This is a genomic window from Acrocarpospora phusangensis (genome assembly GCF_016862995.1).
Taxonomy (GTDB): domain Bacteria; phylum Actinomycetota; class Actinomycetes; order Streptosporangiales; family Streptosporangiaceae; genus Acrocarpospora; species Acrocarpospora phusangensis.
On sequence record NZ_BOOA01000007.1, the window covers coordinates 116728 to 132342 of the forward strand.

13 protein-coding genes are annotated in these 15615 nt (G+C 70.9%); 9 read left to right on the forward strand and 4 right to left on the reverse strand.

Going from position 1 to position 15615, the window contains the following annotated elements; translation table 11 throughout:
- The first annotated feature begins 37 nt into the window (after window positions 1-37).
- A complete protein-coding gene (locus Aph01nite_RS06270; RefSeq protein ID WP_204039781.1) occupies window positions 38-1783 on the forward strand; it encodes a glycoside hydrolase family 6 protein in 1746 nt (581 codons plus the stop codon).
- A 12-nt stretch (window positions 1784-1795) separates the two neighbouring features.
- Here Aph01nite_RS06270 and Aph01nite_RS06275 read toward each other — a convergent pair whose 3' ends face one another.
- Window positions 1796-3100, reverse strand: coding sequence for an MFS transporter (locus Aph01nite_RS06275; protein WP_239161430.1), 1305 nt, complete (start codon window positions 3098-3100; stop codon window positions 1796-1798).
- A gap of 159 nt (window positions 3101-3259) precedes the next feature.
- On the opposite strand from Aph01nite_RS06275, the gene Aph01nite_RS06280 reads away from it, so the two are divergent.
- A complete protein-coding gene (locus tag Aph01nite_RS06280; protein ID WP_204039782.1) occupies window positions 3260-3454 on the forward strand; it encodes a hypothetical protein in 195 nt (64 codons plus the stop codon).
- Here the strand turns inward: Aph01nite_RS06280 and Aph01nite_RS06285 are convergent.
- Complete coding sequence (locus tag Aph01nite_RS06285) at window positions 3445-5097, reverse strand: class I adenylate-forming enzyme family protein (protein WP_204039783.1); 1653 nt, start codon at window positions 5095-5097, stop codon at window positions 3445-3447. The two genes, Aph01nite_RS06280 and Aph01nite_RS06285, sit on opposite strands and share 10 nt — an antisense overlap.
- A gap of 207 nt (window positions 5098-5304) precedes the next feature.
- Here Aph01nite_RS06285 and argC point away from each other — a divergent pair, with 207 nt between their 5' ends.
- The 7 genes from argC to Aph01nite_RS06320 are packed head-to-tail and all read left to right on the forward strand — an operon-like array spanning window position 5305 to window position 12216.
- A complete protein-coding gene (argC, locus tag Aph01nite_RS06290) occupies window positions 5305-6348 on the forward strand; it encodes an N-acetyl-gamma-glutamyl-phosphate reductase (protein ID WP_204039784.1) in 1044 nt (347 codons plus the stop codon).
- 12 nt (window positions 6349-6360) lie between these two features.
- Window positions 6361-7539 carry a bifunctional glutamate N-acetyltransferase/amino-acid acetyltransferase ArgJ gene (gene argJ / locus Aph01nite_RS06295; protein ID WP_204039785.1) on the forward strand — a complete coding sequence of 393 codons (1179 nt, stop codon included), beginning with the start codon at window positions 6361-6363 and terminating at the stop codon, window positions 7537-7539.
- Entirely contained in the window at window positions 7536-8417 is an 882-nt protein-coding gene (argB, locus tag Aph01nite_RS06300) for an acetylglutamate kinase (RefSeq protein ID WP_204039786.1), read from the forward strand. Before argJ ends, argB begins: the two co-directional genes overlap by 4 nt.
- Window positions 8414-9583 (forward strand): acetylornithine transaminase, encoded by a 1170-nt coding sequence (locus tag Aph01nite_RS06305; protein WP_204039787.1) that lies wholly within the window; start codon window positions 8414-8416, stop codon window positions 9581-9583. Before argB ends, Aph01nite_RS06305 begins: the two co-directional genes overlap by 4 nt.
- Complete coding sequence (argF, locus tag Aph01nite_RS06310; protein ID WP_204039788.1) at window positions 9576-10493, forward strand: ornithine carbamoyltransferase; 918 nt, start codon at window positions 9576-9578, stop codon at window positions 10491-10493. The genes Aph01nite_RS06305 and argF overlap by 8 nt, the downstream gene beginning before the upstream one ends.
- On the forward strand, window positions 10490-11023 hold the full coding sequence (locus tag Aph01nite_RS06315) for an arginine repressor (RefSeq protein WP_204039789.1): 534 nt from the start codon (window positions 10490-10492) through the stop codon (window positions 11021-11023). The genes argF and Aph01nite_RS06315 overlap by 4 nt, the downstream gene beginning before the upstream one ends.
- The gene (locus Aph01nite_RS06320; RefSeq protein ID WP_204039790.1) at window positions 11020-12216 is read left to right on the forward strand and encodes an argininosuccinate synthase; all 1197 of its coding nucleotides are present in this window, start codon (window positions 11020-11022) and stop codon (window positions 12214-12216) included. Before Aph01nite_RS06315 ends, Aph01nite_RS06320 begins: the two co-directional genes overlap by 4 nt.
- 244 nt (window positions 12217-12460) lie before the next feature.
- On the opposite strand, the gene Aph01nite_RS06325 is transcribed toward Aph01nite_RS06320, so the two are convergent.
- Together Aph01nite_RS06325 and Aph01nite_RS06330 are read right to left on the reverse strand one after the other, a co-directional pair.
- Window positions 12461-14566, reverse strand: a complete 2106-nt coding sequence (locus tag Aph01nite_RS06325) for a hypothetical protein (protein WP_204039791.1) — start codon at window positions 14564-14566, stop codon at window positions 12461-12463.
- Window positions 14563-15564 (reverse strand): hypothetical protein, encoded by a 1002-nt coding sequence (locus tag Aph01nite_RS06330; protein ID WP_204039792.1) that lies wholly within the window; start codon window positions 15562-15564, stop codon window positions 14563-14565. Before Aph01nite_RS06330 ends, Aph01nite_RS06325 begins: the two co-directional genes overlap by 4 nt.
- Between the last annotated feature and the right edge of the window lie 51 nt (window positions 15565-15615).

A 15615-nucleotide genomic window follows, 5' to 3' on the forward strand; every position in this document is an offset into this window, starting at 1 on the left:
GAGATCTGAATCCCCGGTCCGCTGCGTTGGAGGCGTGATGCGACTCATCCGTGCGCTGCTCGCTCTCGTGATCTCTCTGGCTCTCGCCGGAGTGGTGAAGGCCACCGCGGCGGAAGCCGCCGTCGCCTGCCGGGTGACGTACGCGGCGAACTCGTGGACCGGGGGGTTCACCGCGAACCTCACGATCAGGAACCTGGGGGACCGGGTCAACGGCTGGACACTGCGCTTCTCGTTCGCGGCTGGCCAGACGGTCACCAACGGGTGGGGGGCGCGCTGGAGCCAGGTGGGCGCGGCGGTGACCGCCCGCAATCCCACCACCAGCCCGGTGATCGAGCCGGGGGCGACGGTCACGCTCGGCTTCAACGGCCGAGCGCCGGGCGCGAACCCCAGCCCCACGGTGTTCACCCTCAACAACGTGACCTGCACGGGAATCCCCTCGCCATCCCCGTCGCCATCCCCGTCGCCGTCACCTTCACCGTCTCCCTCTCCTTCGCCCTCGCCGGTGGTCCGCGTCAACAACCCCTACCTGGGCGCGCGCGGCTACCTGAACCGGGACTACACGGACAAGGTCAACGCGGCGGCGACCGCGGAAGGCGGCACGCTGGGCGACCAGATGCGGCGGGTCGCGTTCCAGCCGACCGCGCTCTGGCTGGACAGCATCGCCGCCATCGGCGCGGTCCGCGGCGGCAAGAGCCTGCGCCAGCACCTGGAGGCGGCACTCGTGCAGTCGCTGTCCCAGGGCAACAACGACCCGGTCACCGTCACCCTGGTGCTCAGCAACCTGCCGGAGAAGGACTGCGCCGGCCTGGCCGCCAACGCCGAGCTGACCGCCGACCCGGCCGGGCTCAGCGCCTACCGCACCCAGTTCGTGGACCCGATCGCTGCCGTGCTCGCCGATCCCCGCTACCGTGACCTGCGGATCGTCACGATCCTCGAACCGGGCACCCTGACCAGCATGGTCGCGTTCAACGCCACCAACTACCGCTGCATGACCGTCGCCCAGTCCGGCGTCTACCAGGACGGCCTGCGCTACGCCATCGGCAAGCTGCGCGCCGTCCAGAACGTCTACGTCTACCTGGACATCGCCCGCGCCTCGCTGGGCGGCTACGACAACCTCGCCCAGCCCCTCGTCAACATGTACAACAGCGTGATCGCGGGCACCCCCGGCGTGGACGGCTTCGCCACCAACGTGTCCGAGTACGTCCCCCTGGAGGAGACCTTCCTGCCCGACCCGCTCAAACTGATCGGCGGCTCCCCGATCTGGATCTCCAGGTTCTTCGACTTCAACAAGGTCCTGGACGAGCTCGACTACGTCACCGGCATGCGCAACGCGTTCATCGCGGCCGGCCAGCCGTCCTCCATCGGCATGCTCGTGGACACCTCACGCAACGGCTGGGGCGGCCCCGACCGGCCCTCGGTGGTGAGCACCTCCATGGACCTCAACACCTACGTCGACCAGTCCAGGATCGACCGGCGACCGCACCGGTTCGCCTGGTGCAACCAGGTCGGCGCGGGCATCGGGCCGCGCCCGGCCGCCGCGCCGCACGCGGGCGTGGACGCGTACGTGTGGGCGAAGCCGCCGGGCGAGTCCGACGGCTTCAGCGAGCGCGTCGGCGCGCCCGACATCCCGGGCCTGCGGCACAACCCGTGGTGCGACCCCGACTACAACCCGCCCACCGGGGCCAGCCCGCGGTCCAACGCGATGGACAACGCGCCGCTCTACGGTTCGTTCTTCCCGGCCCACTTCCGGACGCTGGTGCAGAACGCCAACCCGGTGCTGTGATCACTCCTGTGATCACTCCTGGGGCTGGAGTTCGCCGCGGCGGCTGCGCTCGGCCAGGGCGTACTCGTCGGTGCGGGAGTCGTACGCGCGGAACCTGGGCATGAGGGCGGCGAGCGCGAGCACGCCGCCGACACAGAGCAGGCCGCCCGCCCCGAGGGCGAAGCGCTCGCCGCCCATGGCCGCCATGAAACCGGCCCGGCCGTTGCCCAGCATCGGCCCGGCCGAGTACGACAGCAGCTCGATCCCGGCCAGCCGTCCCCGGTACTCGTCGGGGATGGTCTGGTTCCAGATCATGCCCCGGAAGATGCCGCTGATCATGTCCGCGCCGCCGGCGAAGACCAGGCAGAGCACGATCAGCCAGATGTTCGGCATGATCGCCGCGGCCGCCACGCCCGCCCCCCAGAGCACGGCCGCGACGATCACGCCGAGGCCGTGCCGGTGCACGTGCGCGGTCCAGCCCGAGGTGAGCGAGGCGATCACCGAGCCGATGCCGCCCGCCGCCGCCAGCAGGCCGAGCGCGAACTGTTCGCCGGAGCCGCCGTAGCGCTCGGCCAGGAACGGGAAGAGCGCGTTGGACATGGCGAAGAACATGGCGGCGATGTCCACCAGGTAGGTGCCCATCAGGTCGGGGCGGCGGGCCGCGTACCTGACGCCGTCGATCATCGAAGCCAGCGACGGCGGGGAGGCGTCCTCGGCGGGGGCGACGGTCGCCACCCGGACCAGCAGGAGCAGCGAGAACAGGAACGAGACCACGTCGATGCCGTAGGAGGTGGCCGGGCCGAAGCCGACCACGATCACGCCGCCGAGGGCGGGCCCGGCGATGCCGCCGATGTTGCGGGCCAGCCCCTGGATGGCGAAGGCCGCCCCCATCTGGTCGAGTTTGAGCACCCGGTTGATCACGGCCTGCTCGCTCGGCCCGCGCACGCTGTAGAGGGTCGCGCTCACCGCGCCCAGCACGAACAGCACCCAGACCTGCGGCTCGGGCAGCAGCGCGTTCACCATGAACAGCAGCGACGTGAGGCACAGCCCGACCTCGGACCAGATCATGATCTTGCGCCGGTCCAGCGCGTCCGCGATCGCCCCGCCGTAGAGCCCGCCCACCACCATCGGCACGAACTCCACCACGCTCACCAGCCCCACCATCAGCGGCGAACCGGTCAGCTCCTTCATCTGGTACGGCACCGCCACCAGCGTGATGAAACTGCCGAACATGGTGATCAGCGAGGACCCCAGCAGCAGCCGGAAGTCGCGGGATTCGCGGACGGGACTCACGTCCATGCGCATGCGGCGCAGGAACCCCCGGGTAGTTTGCGGCACGAACGGCCATGATGGCCGGTTCGGCGGCGCGATCGCAACGTTTTATTGCGCGTGTCAGATCTCCCGACACCGTCCGTCGTTTCAGTAACGGTTGTCAAAGCTCACACATCCCGTCACACGCGGGCGGGGCAGAGTTCGCAGTGACGACGATCAGGGACGGTGAGAACGGTGCTGCGGACCTACCAGGAGATCCGTGCGAAGGCCAACGAAGTCGCCCGGGAGACGATCCTCAGGGAGCTGCCTGAGGACGCCCGGCCGGGGTTCCTGGCCGACTACGAAGCCGTCGGCGACGCGGCCCCCGAGCGCCTCCCGGAATTCCTGCACACCTGGTGGATGCGGACCCGTCAGTCCTGACCGCCGAGCACCTGCTGCCGGAGCCGGGTCTTGAGGATCTTGCCGCCGGGGTTCCTGGGCAGGTCGGTCTCGTGGAACCAGATCCGCACCGGGATCTTGAAAGGCGCCAGGGAGGACGTCAGGAACGTCTGGATCTCCTCCTGGGCGGCCGGCGCCCTGAGCTTCACGACCGCGCCGACCAGCTCGCCCAGCTCGTCGTCGGGGATGCCGATGACGGCGGCGTCGTCGACGGCCGGGTGCTCGAACAGGGCGGCCTCCACCTCGGCGCAGTAGACGTTCTCGCCGCCCCTGATGACCATGTCCTTGGCGCGGTCGACGATGTAGACGTAGCCCTCCTCGTCCACCCTGGCCAGGTCGCCGGTGTGCAGCCAGCCGCCGACGATGGTCTCCGCGGTGGCCTCGGGGCGGTTCCAGTAGCCCGGGATGACGATCGGGCCGCGCAGGCACAGCTCGCCCACCTCGCCCGGCGGGAGGTCCTCGCCGCCCAGGCCGCGGACGCGCACGTCCACCACGGCCAGCGGGATGCCGATGCTGTCGGGCTTGTCCTGGTAGCTCTGGCCGCTGTTGTAGATCGCCAGCGCGGTGGTCTCGGTCATGCCGTACCCGTTGGACGGGGTGCGGCCGGGCAGGAGTTCGGTGAGGCGCTCCAGGAGTTTGGGCGGGGCGGGGGCGCCGCCGTAGGAGATGCCGGCCAGCGAGGAGATGTCGCGGGAGCCGAGGGAGGGGTGGGAGAGCAGCTGCCAGGCGTTGGTGGGGACGCCGCTCATCACCGTGACCCGCTCGCGCTCGATCAGCCGCAGGGCGTCCTCGGCGTCCCACTTGTACATGAGGACGAGGCCGCCGCCGCTGAACATGGTGGTCAGCAGGACCGCGAAGCAGCCGGTGGCGTGGAAGAGCGGCACGGTGAGCAGGGTGATCCGGCGCTGGCCCAGCGAGGCGGCGGTGTCCTTGCCGGCCATGGCCACGCCGCGGAGCATCGCGTACGCGACGCTCATCGGGGCCTGGCCGAGGTTGCGGTGGCTGCCCAGCGCGCCCTTGGGGCGGCCGGTCGTGCCGGAGGTGTAGAAGATCGTGGCGGGGTCCTCGGGGCGGATGTCGGCGGGCGGGAGGGCGGCGCCGGGGGAGACCTCGCCGATGACGTCCTGCCATGATCCGGGGCCGGCCTGGCCGCGGGCGACGATCACGGGGAGGTCGATCCCGGACAGTCGTCCGGCGCGTTCCTCGTCGGCGATGAGCAGCACCGCGCCCGAGTCGGCGAGGCCGTACTCCAGTTCCGGGCGGGTCCACCAGGCGTTGAGGGGGACCGCGACCGCGCCGATGGCCAGGGTCGCCGAGAAGGCCACGATCCACTCGGGGAAGTTGCGCATCGCGATGGCCACGCGGTCGCCCTTGCGGACTCCGAAGTCGTCGGTCAGGCGGTGGGCCAGGGTGGCGGCCAGGCGGAAGTGCTGGGCGTAGGTGAGGCGCTCCTCGCCGTACACGATGAATTCCTTGTCGCCGTGGAAGGCGCTGTTCTCCAGGAGCGCGCGGAAGGTGGCGGGCGCGTGCTTCCAGGCCCGTACGCCGCCGCCGACCTCCTCCATCTCGAACAGCTGCCCGGGACCGGTCAGCGTGGCCAGGACCTGATCGTGCGTGATGCTCATCCGGAGGCTCCCTACCAAAGTGCGACAAGTCACGATACCGACCAGTAGGTATGGCAGCCAAGCGTCGCGATCACAAGGTTTCCGGCCCTCCGGTGTCGCGCGGCACAGCGTCCAGCACGTGGACGCCTGCTTGCATGCCCATGCCTTCGGGTGCATACTTTCCATGGGTAGGCAAGTTGATGAGCTGGACTGCATGAACATACAGCCATGGATTCGGGGGGATGCGGCGTGAAAGCGGCCGTGGCGGGAGCGAGCGGATACGCCGGAGGCGAGCTGCTCAGGCTCCTCCTCGCCCATCCCGGCATCGACGTCGGCACTCTCACCGCGGGATCCAGCGCGGGCACCCCCCTCGGCGACCACCAGCCCCACCTGGCCGACCTCGCCGACCGGATCATCCAGGACACCACGCCGGAGGCGCTCGCCGGCCACGACGTCGTCTTCCTCGCCCTCCCGCACGGGCAGTCCGCCGCCCTCGCCGCCCAGCTCGGCCCGGACACCCTGATCGTCGACTGCGGCGCCGACTTCCGCCTGACCAGCGCGGCCGACTGGACCGGCTTCTACGGCGGCCCGCACGCCGGCACCTGGCCGTACGGTCTGCCCGAGCTGCCCGGCCAGCGCGAGATCCTGGCCGCCGCGCGGACCATCGCCGTCCCCGGCTGCTACCCCACCTCGGTCACCCTCGGCCTGTTCCCCGCCTTCGCCGCCGGCCTGGTGGAGCCCGACGTGGTCGTGGTGGCCGCCAGCGGCACCAGCGGCGCCGGCCGCTCGCTCAAGCCGTCCCTGCTGGGCAGCGAGGTGATGGGCTCCGTCAGCGCGTACGGCGTGGGCGGGGCGCACCGGCACACGCCCGAGATGGTCCAGAACCTCTCCGCCGTCGCCGGCGGGCCGGTCACGGTCTCGTTCACCCCGACGCTCGCCCCGATGGCCCGGGGCATCCTGGCCACCTGCGTCGCCCCCGCCTCGCCCGGACTGACCGCGGCCGGGCTGCGGGAGGCGTACCAGGAGGCGCTGAAGGGGGAGCCGTTCGTGCGGCTGCTCCCGGAGGGCCGCTGGCCCGCCACGGCGATGACGCTCGGCGCCAACACGGCCGTGCTCCAGGTGGCGCTGGACGAGCGGGCCGGGCGCGTGGTCGTCGTGGTGGCGATCGACAACCTGACCAAGGGCACCGCCGGCGGCGCGATCCAGAGCGCCAACCTCGCGCTCGGGCTGCCCGAGGAGCTCGGCCTGCCCACCACCGGCGTCAGCCCGTAAAGGAGAGCACCAATGAGCGTGACCGCCCCCCTCGGCTTCCGCGCCGCGGGCATCGCCGCCGGCATCAAGAAGCGCCAGGGCCCGCCGGACCCGGCCAACGACAGCCGCGACCTGGCCCTGGTCGTCAACGACGGCCCGTCCAGGGCCGCCGCCGGGGTCTTCACGAAGAACCGCGTCAAGGCCGCCCCCGTGCTGTGGTCGGCGCAGGTCGTCGCGGGCGGCCTGGTCCGCGCCGTGGTGCTCAATTCGGGCGGCGCGAACGCCTGCACCGGACCCGCCGGGTTCCAGGACACGCACGCCACCGCCGAGAAGGTCGCCGCCGTGCTCCAGGACTCGGCCGGGGAGATCGTGGTCTGCTCGACCGGCCTGATCGGCGAGCGCCTGCCCATGGACCCGCTGCTGGCCGGGATCGACACGGCCGCCGCCCAGCTGTCCAGGGACGGCGGCGTGGCCGCGGCGGACGCCATCCGCACCACCGACACGGTCAGCAAGATCGCCTTCCGCCGGGGCGCCGGCGGCTACATGGTCGGCGGCATGGCCAAGGGCGCCGGCATGCTGGCCCCCGCGCTGGCGACCATGCTCAGCGTGCTCACCACCGACGCCGACCTGACCGCCGAGGAACTGGACGCGGTGCTGCGCCGGGCCGTCTCGGTCACCTTCGACCGGCTCGACGCCGACGGCTGCATGTCCACCAACGACACCGTGCTGCTGCTGGCCAGCGGCGCCTCCGGCGTCCGGCCCGACCTGGCCGAGTTCGAGCGCAAGGTCACCGAGGTCTGCGCCGACCTCTGCCGCCAGCTGCTGGTGGACGCCGAGGGCGCCAGCAAGGCCATCGCGATCGAGGTGGTCGGGGCGGCGTCGGTCGAGGACGCGGTCGGCGTCGGCCGTACGGTCGCCCGGAGCAACCTCCTCAAATGCGCCATCTACGGAGAGGACCCCAACTGGGGCCGGGTGCTGAGCGCCGTCGGCACCACCGACGCCGTGTTCGAGCCGGACCGGCTCAACGTGGCCATCAACGGCATCTGGATCTGCCGCGGCGGCGCCGCCGGAGACGACCGCGCCAAGGTGGACCTGAGCCCCCGCGACGTGACGATCACCATCGACCTGTCCGCGGGCCCGCACTCGGCCACCATCCACACCACCGACCTGACCGCCGCGTACGTCCACGAGAACTCGGCCTACTCCTCATGACCGCCGAGAAAGCCCAGACCCTGATCGAGGCGCTGCCGTGGCTGGCCCGCTTCCACGGCGCCACCATCGTGATCAAGTACGGCGGCCACGCCATGACCGAGGACGGCCTGCGCGCCCAGTTCGCCGACGACGTGGTCTTCCTCCGGTACGCGGGCCTGCGCCCGGTCATCGTGCACGGCGGCGGCCCCCAGATCAACGCCCACCTGGACCGGCTCGGCATCGAGTCGAGTTTCACGGCCGGGCTGCGGGTGACCACCCCCGAGGCCATGCAGGTGGTCAGGATGGTCCTGGTCGGCCAGGTCAACCGGGACGTGGTGGCCGCCGTCAACCGGCACGGCCCGTTCGCGGTCGGCCTGTCCGGCGAGGACGCCCACCTGCTCACCGCCGAGCGCAAGCACGCCGTCGTGGACGGCGTCACGGTCGACATCGGCCAGGTCGGCGAGATCGTCCGGGTGGACGCCGACGCCGTCGTGGCGCTGCTCGACAACGGGCGCATCCCGGTCGTCTCCTCCATCGCCCGCGGCGAGGACGGCACCGTCTACAACGTCAACGCCGACACGGCCGCCGCCGCCCTGGCGGTCGCCCTGAAGGCGTCCAAGCTGATCGTGCTGACCGACGTCGAGGGCCTGTACGCGGACTGGCCGCACAGCACCGACGTGATCAGGTCCATCGAGGCGACCCCCCTGGCCGAGATGCTGCCGGGGCTGTCCACCGGCATGGTGCCCAAGATGGAGGCCTGCCTGGCGGCCGTCCGCGGCGGCGTGCCGCAGGCGCACGTGCTGGACGGCAGGCAGCCGCACGCGGTCCTGCTGGAGATCTTCACCGACGAGGGCATCGGCACCATGGTCCTGCCCGACAGCCACCAGGAGCGGGCATGAACCTCTACGACCGGTTCGAACGGGCGTTCATGCCCAACTACGGCGTGCCTCCGGTCGCGCTCGCCCGCGGCGAGGGCACCCTGGTGTGGGACGTGGACGGCAAGGAGTACCTCGATTTCATCGGGGGCATCGCGGTGACCTCGCTGGGCCACGCCCACCCGGCCCTCGTCGCGGCCGTCTCCGCGCAGGTCGCCACTCTCGCGCACACCTCCAACCTGTTCCTGCACGAGCCGGAGGTGCTCCTGGCCGAGCGCCTGCTCGCCCTGCTGGGCGGACCCGGCCGGGTCTTCCTCGCCAACTCCGGCACCGAGGCCAACGAGGCCGCGCTCAAACTCGTCATCAAACACGGCAAGACCACCGGGCGCGGCTACGTCGTGGCCGCCGAGATGGGCTTCCACGGCCGTACCCTCGGCGCGCTGTCGCTCACCGGCAAGCCGTCCATCCGCGACCAGTTCGGGCCGTTCCCCACCGACGTGCGCTTCGTCCCGTACGGGGACGCCGGCGCGCTGGACAAGGCCGTGGACGAGAACTGCGCGGGGATCTTCCTGGAGCCCACCCAGGGCGAGGCGGGGGTCGTGCCGCCGCCGGACGGGTACTTCGCCGCCGCGCGGGAGATCGCCACCCGGACCGGGGCGCTGCTGGTGGCGGATGAGATCCAGTCGGCCATCGGCCGTACCGGGCACTGGTTCGCGCACCAGGCGGACGGGGTGCTCCCGGACATCCTCACCCTGGCCAAGGGCCTCGGCGGCGGCCTGCCCATCGGGGCCGTGGTCGGCTTCGGCGAGGCCGGCACCCTGTTCGCCAAGGGGGAGCACGGTTCCACCTTCGGCGGCAACCCGGTCTCCTGCGCGGCCGCGCTGGCCGTGCTCGACAACGTCGACCTGGCCCACGTCCGCGAAGTCGCCCAGCGGCTCCGCGACGGGCTGGAGGCCATCGAGCATCCGCTGCTCAAGGGGGTGCGCGGGCGCGGCCTCTGGCTGGCCGCCGTGCTCACCGAGGACCGCGCCGCCCAGGTCCAGGCCGCGGCCCAGCAGGCCGGATTCCTGGTCAACGCCGTGCAGCCCGACGCCGTCCGGCTGGCCCCGCCGCTGGTCGTCACCCCCGCCGAGATCGACGCGCTGACGGCCGCCCTCCCCGCGATCCTCACCGAGGCCCACCATGGTTAGACATTTCCTGCGCGACGACGACCTGTCGCCCGCCGAGCAGGCCGAGATCCTCGACCTGGCCGAGGCCATGAAGAAGGACAGGTACGGCTACCGCCCCTACGCCGGCCCCAAGACCGTCGCCGTCCTGTTCGACAAGCAGTCCACCCGCACCCGCGTCTCCTTCGCCGTCGGCATCGGCGAACTGGGCGGCCTGCCGTTGATCATCGACGGCGGCTCCTCCCAGCTCGGCCGGGGCGAGCCCATCGAGGACACCGCCAAGGTCCTGGCCCGCCAGGTCGCCGCCATCGTCTGGCGCACCTCCGGCCAGGACCGGATCCAGGCCATGGCCGCGGCCAGCGCCGTGCCCGTGGTCAACGCGCTCACCGACGAGTTCCACCCCTGCCAGGTCCTCGCCGACCTGCAGACCATCCGCGAGCACAAGGGCGCGCTGACCGGCCTCACCCTCGCCTACTTCGGCGACGGCGCCAACAACATGGCCCACTCGTACCTGCTCGGCGGCGCCACCGCCGGCATGCACGTACGGATCTGCGCCCCGGACGGCTACCACCCCGATCCGGCGGTCGTCGCCGACGCGGCCGCCATCGCCGCGGGCACCGGCGGATCCGTCGCCGTCCTCACCGGCCCGGCCGACGCGGCGCGCGGAGCCGACGTGCTGGCCACCGACACGTGGGTGTCCATGGGGCAGGACGGGAAGGAGGCGCGGATTGCGGCGTTCGCGCCGTACCAGGTGAACGCGGACCGGCTGGCCGACGCCGCGCCCGGCGCGATCGTGCTGCACTGCCTGCCCGCCTACCGGGGCCTGGAGATCTCCGCCGACGTGCTCGACGGCGAGCGGAGCGTCGTCTGGGACGAGGCCGAGAACCGGCTGCACGCCCAGAAGGCCCTGCTGCACTGGCTGGACGCGCGATGAGCATCCCGCTCACCAAGACCGCCCGGCACGCCCGGATCGTCGAGCTGCTCACCCGCAACAAGGTGCGCTCCCAGCCCGAGCTGGCCAAACTGCTCGGCGAGAGCGGCGTCGAGGTCACCCAGGCCACGCTCTCCCGCGACCTGGACGAGCTCGGCGCGATGAAGCTGCGGGCCGACGACGGTACCCTCGTTTACGCCGTGCCCGGGGAAGGCGGCGAGCGCATCCCGCTCTACCGGACCGGCAACACCGGCGAGAACCCCGACGCGCGGCTCCGCCGGCTGGCCGAGGAGCTCCTGGTGTCGGCCGAGGCGTCCGCCAACCTGGTGATCCTGCGCACCCCGCCGGGCGCCGCGCAGTTCCTCGCCTCCGCCATCGACCACGCCGACTGGGAGTCCATCCTCGGCACGGTCGCCGGAGACGACACCATTCTCGTCATCAGCCGCGACCCCCACGGAGGTGACGTCCTGGCCGAATCCATGCTTCGGCTGACCAACCGTTCGAGAACCAATTCACTGGAGAAACAATCATGAGCGACCGGGTCGTACTCGCCTTCTCTGGCGGCCTCGACACGTCCGTGGCCATTCCCTTCCTGGCCGAGAAGATCAACGCCGAGGTCATCGCGGTGGCCGTCGACGTCGGCCAGGGCGGCGAGGACATGGAGGTCATCCGCAAGCGCGCCCTGGACTGCGGGGCCGTCGAGTCGGTCGTCGTGGACGCGCGCGAGGAGTTCGCCACCGACTTCTGCGTGCCGGCGCTGCAGGCCAACGCGCTCTACATGGACCGCTACCCACTGGTCTCCGCGCTGTCCCGGCCGCTGATCGTCAAGCACCTGGCCGCCGCCGCCAAGCGCTACGGCGGGACCATCGTCTCGCACGGCTGCACCGGCAAGGGCAACGACCAGGTCCGCTTCGAGGCCGGTCTGGCCGCCCTCCACCCCGAGCTGAAGGTCATCGCCCCGGCGCGCGACTACGCGTGGACCCGGGACAAGGCCATCGCGTACGCGGAGGAGAAGGACCTTCCCATCGAGACCACCAAGAAGAACCCGTACTCCATCGACCAGAACATCTGGGGTCGCGCGGTCGAGACGGGCTTCCTGGAGGACATCTGGAACGGCCCGATCGAGGACGTCTACTCCTACACCGCCAACCCGGCCGACCCGCGCGAGCCCGACGAGGTCATCATCACCTTCCAGTCCGGCGTGCCGGTGGCCCTGGACGGCCGACCGCTCTCCCCGTTCCAGATCATCGCCGAGCTGAACGAGCGGGCCGGCGCGCAGGGCGTGGGCCGCCTGGACATGGTCGAGGACCGCCTCGTCGGCATCAAGTCCCGCGAGGTGTACGAGGCTCCCGGCGCGATCACCCTGATCACCGCTCACATGGAGCTGGAGAACGTCACCGTCGAGCGCGACCTGGCCCGCTTCAAGCGCAGCGTCGACCAGCGCTGGGGCGAGCTCGTCTACGACGGCCTCTGGTTCTCGCCGCTGAAGAAGGCCCTGGACGCCTTCATCGCCGACGCGCAGCAGCACGTCACCGGCGAGATCCGGATGACCCTGCACGGCGGCCGCGCCGTCGTCACCGGCCGCCGCTCCGAGACCTCCCTGTACGACTTCTCGCTCGCCACGTACGACACCGGCGACAGCTTCGACCAGTCCCTCGCGAAGGGCTTCGTCGAACTGTGGTCGCTGCCGAGCAAGATCGCCGCAGCTCGCGACGCCCGCGCCTGACGATCGTCCCGACCGGCGGGACCAATCCCGCCGGTCACCCCTCGCCGCCCGTCTACCCTCACCTCGTGACGGCCGGTCACCTCTCGCCCGCCCGTCGCCCTCGCCTGGTGGTGACGGCCGGTCACCCCTCGCCGCCCGTCGCCTCGCCTACTGGTGGCCCATCGCTTACCGGTCACCCATCCAGCCGGTCACTCTTGCCGCCTGCCAGCCCTCCTGCCGGTTACCCATCTCACCGGCTCACCGGTCAGCCCTTCTCGCAGGGCGGGCCGACGATCCTGGCGCGGTTCAGTTCGTCCTCGTCGAGTTGGGCGACGGCGGCCTTCAGTTCGTTCCTGAGCTTCTCGTCCACGCTCTCGTTGGCGATCAGGACCAGGTTCCTGGTGGGCAGCAGGTCCTTCAGGAGCGGATCCGCGCAGGTGTAGGCGGGATTCAGGCCGAGGCTGTCCGGCACCAGCACGCCTTCCTTCGCGCCCAGGGTGGCCAGTTTCTCCCGGAAGGCGTCCGGAGGCTGGTAGACGACGGTGAGTCCCGGGTACTTCGTCAGCCGTTTCCGGAACCCCGGCAGGTAGCCCTCCCGGGCGTAGACGGCCACCACCTCCCCGCCTTTGCCCTCGATCCGGTCCTGGGCGTCGTCGCGCGCCTCCTCTGAGCCGACGACCAGCACGTCGCGGCCGGATGCCGGCGCCGTCGCGAGCAGGGTGAACCGCGGGTTCTTGTGGTCGAGTTCGCTTCTCAGCCTGGCCTGGATGTCCTTCTTGCGGGTGCCGACGAAGCCGGCCGTCTGGACGGACTCCAGCACGTCCAGGTCGTAGGCGATGATCACGGTGGGTTCGCCGCTCCATTCGAGCGCCGCGGGGTCGTCCGCCGGTTTGGCGCGCACCTCGTATCCCGCCTTCCGGAGTCTGTTGGTGATCATGGCGTCCACGTACTGGGCGGCGCTTCCGGAGACCGTCTCGATGATCACCTCCTTCGGCGCGGCGGCTGGGGGCCCGGTCGTGGCCGCTGCGGGCGCACTCGTGGCGGCGTTCGGCGGCGGTGCCGTCCCGTCGGAGAGGCCGGGCTTGATGACGAAGCCCACACCGAAGCCCGCGCCGAAGAGCAGCACCCCTGTGGCGACGACCACAATCGCCCGTGGCGGCCGCCGTCCCGCCCGCTCCGGTTCGGCCGGAGCAAGGAGTTCTGCCTGGTCCGCCCACGGCAGGAGCGGGCCGGCCGGTTCCGGCACGATCGGCTCCGAGTCCGGCCGCGACCCGGCTGACTGCGCCGTCCCCGGCCGTATAGTCCCCGGCCACATCGCCACCGGCTGCGGCGTCCCCGGCGGCGGTGGCTCTGGCTGCCACATCACTTGCTGCGGCGTCTCTTGCTGCGGTGGCTCTGGCTGTGGCATTGCTCGCTGTGGCATCACTTGCGGCATCGCTTGCTGTGGTGGCTCCTGCCGCGGAGGTTCCGGCTGTCCGGCCCAGTTCGCCAGTTGGTTCACCACCGCTTCCCGGTCCTTGGGGCCGAAGGTCATGGGGTCGGTCATGCGGGCCAGGTGCGCGATCACCTCGTCAGGGGGACGTGCCGTCAGAGCCTCGTGGTAGCGGACGGCCAGTGGTTCGGTGTGGGGGAGTTCGATGTGGCCTTGGAGGGTGACCCGGTGGGCGTCGCCGACCGCGTGGGTGGCGAAGGAGAGTCTGATCTGGTGGGGAGAGGTGCCGCTGGTCCAGGTGGAGGCGGCCAGCCGGGTGCGCATGCCGTACGGGAGGAGGGTGGCGACCGTGTCGAGGAAGCGCAGGCGGTCGTCGAGGGAGTAGGTGTCGCCGTCGGCGATGTAGACGGGTTTGCCGGTCATCAAAAGGGCGGCGATTCGCATCTGGCTGAGCAGGAGCTGGCCGAACTGGGGGACCCGCAGTCTCAGTTCGGGGGAGGGCAGGACTGTGGTTCTCAGTTTGCGGTAGAGGTCGTGGTAGCCGACCGGCTCGTTGAGGAGGTCCCGGTAGGGGAGGTAGAACCAGCGGGTTTGGGCGATTTTGCGGCCTCGCGCGTCCAGGTTGCCGGACCATTCCTTGAGGCCGAGGACGACGTGGTCGATCACGTTGCCGGCGGGGTCGGTGAAGGGGGCGTTGCAGATCGTCACCTGCGGTAGTTCGGTGGCCGTACCGATCGAGAACTTCGCGCTGACGTCGGCGAAGTTCTGCCGGCTGTAGAGCCGCCTGCTCCACACCATGATCGTGTAGTCCCCGTGGCTGCCGGGAAGTTTCCCTTCAAGCGCCCACTCGAACGGAATGCCCTGAGCCCTGCCGTCCTCGTCCATGGGACCGTTCGCCTGGCCGTTCAGCCGGCCGTTGTTGATCTGCCCGTCGTTCATGGGGCGGTCCGATCGCCGGACAGGCGCCGGCCGAGCCAGAGGAGCGGCTCCACCACGTTGATCGGATGGACCTGGCCGCGGATGCGGAACTCCCGCTCGGACACCAGCGGAGGCGCGCCCCCGAGCGACGGCGACGGCGTCGTCGGGATCATGTTCCTGACGTTGCCCTGGTCGAACCGGCCGGTGTCCCTGTTCAGGTGGAACCCGATCGACGAGGTGACGAAGAACTTGATCCGATCCTTGTGGAAGTACTTGCTGAGGTTGTTCAGCATCAGGTCGGCGCTGCCGGTGGCGGACACCGAGCAGAGCCCCTCCAGCAGCGTCCGCGCCTCCTCGCTGCGCACCACCGGGAACCCGTGCGGGTCGTCCGGCCTGGTCGTCAGCAGTCCCAGCTGCCGCGCCGTGTCCAGCACCTGCGGCTCGTCGAACTTGGTGATGCAGATGCTGATGTAGTGGGGCAGCCGGTCCGCCGTCGCTCCCGGGCCGCCGAGGATCCGGCTCGCCAGTTTGGTCAGCGGGCCGTGCAGGTGCTCGAAGGCGTCCCCGATCTCGAACTCCCTGATCGGGTCGAACAGGAACACGATGCCTTCGCTCTGCGCCAGGTTGTCCTGGAGCTTCTTGGCGGCCTCGGGGGCGGGGGGATTCTTGTCGCCGTACCAGCCGCCGGGGACGTCGACCAGGCTGAGGCTGATCCGGAGAGCGCCCGGCCCCCGCCGGTGCCGCCACCAGGATCTGGGCTGTTGCTCGGGCCCGATGAGCGTCCAGTGGTAGGACTCCAGGGACTCGCTCGCCAAAGGGAAGGCCCTGCCGTCGGAGAGCGCGTTCGTCATCGTGATCAGATACTCCATGGACGCCTCGTCCGAGCTGGCGATCAGCCAGTCGGGGCGGCGGGCGAGGGCGATGCCCAGGGCGGCCAGCATGGTGGTCTTGCCGCTGCCGGGCGCGCCCCACATGGCGATGTTCTTGCCGGGGCGCGCGCCCGCTTGCTCAGTGCTCATGGCGCTCATCGCAGAGTCTCACCAGGTCTCATTCGTCGGGGCTCGGCTTCG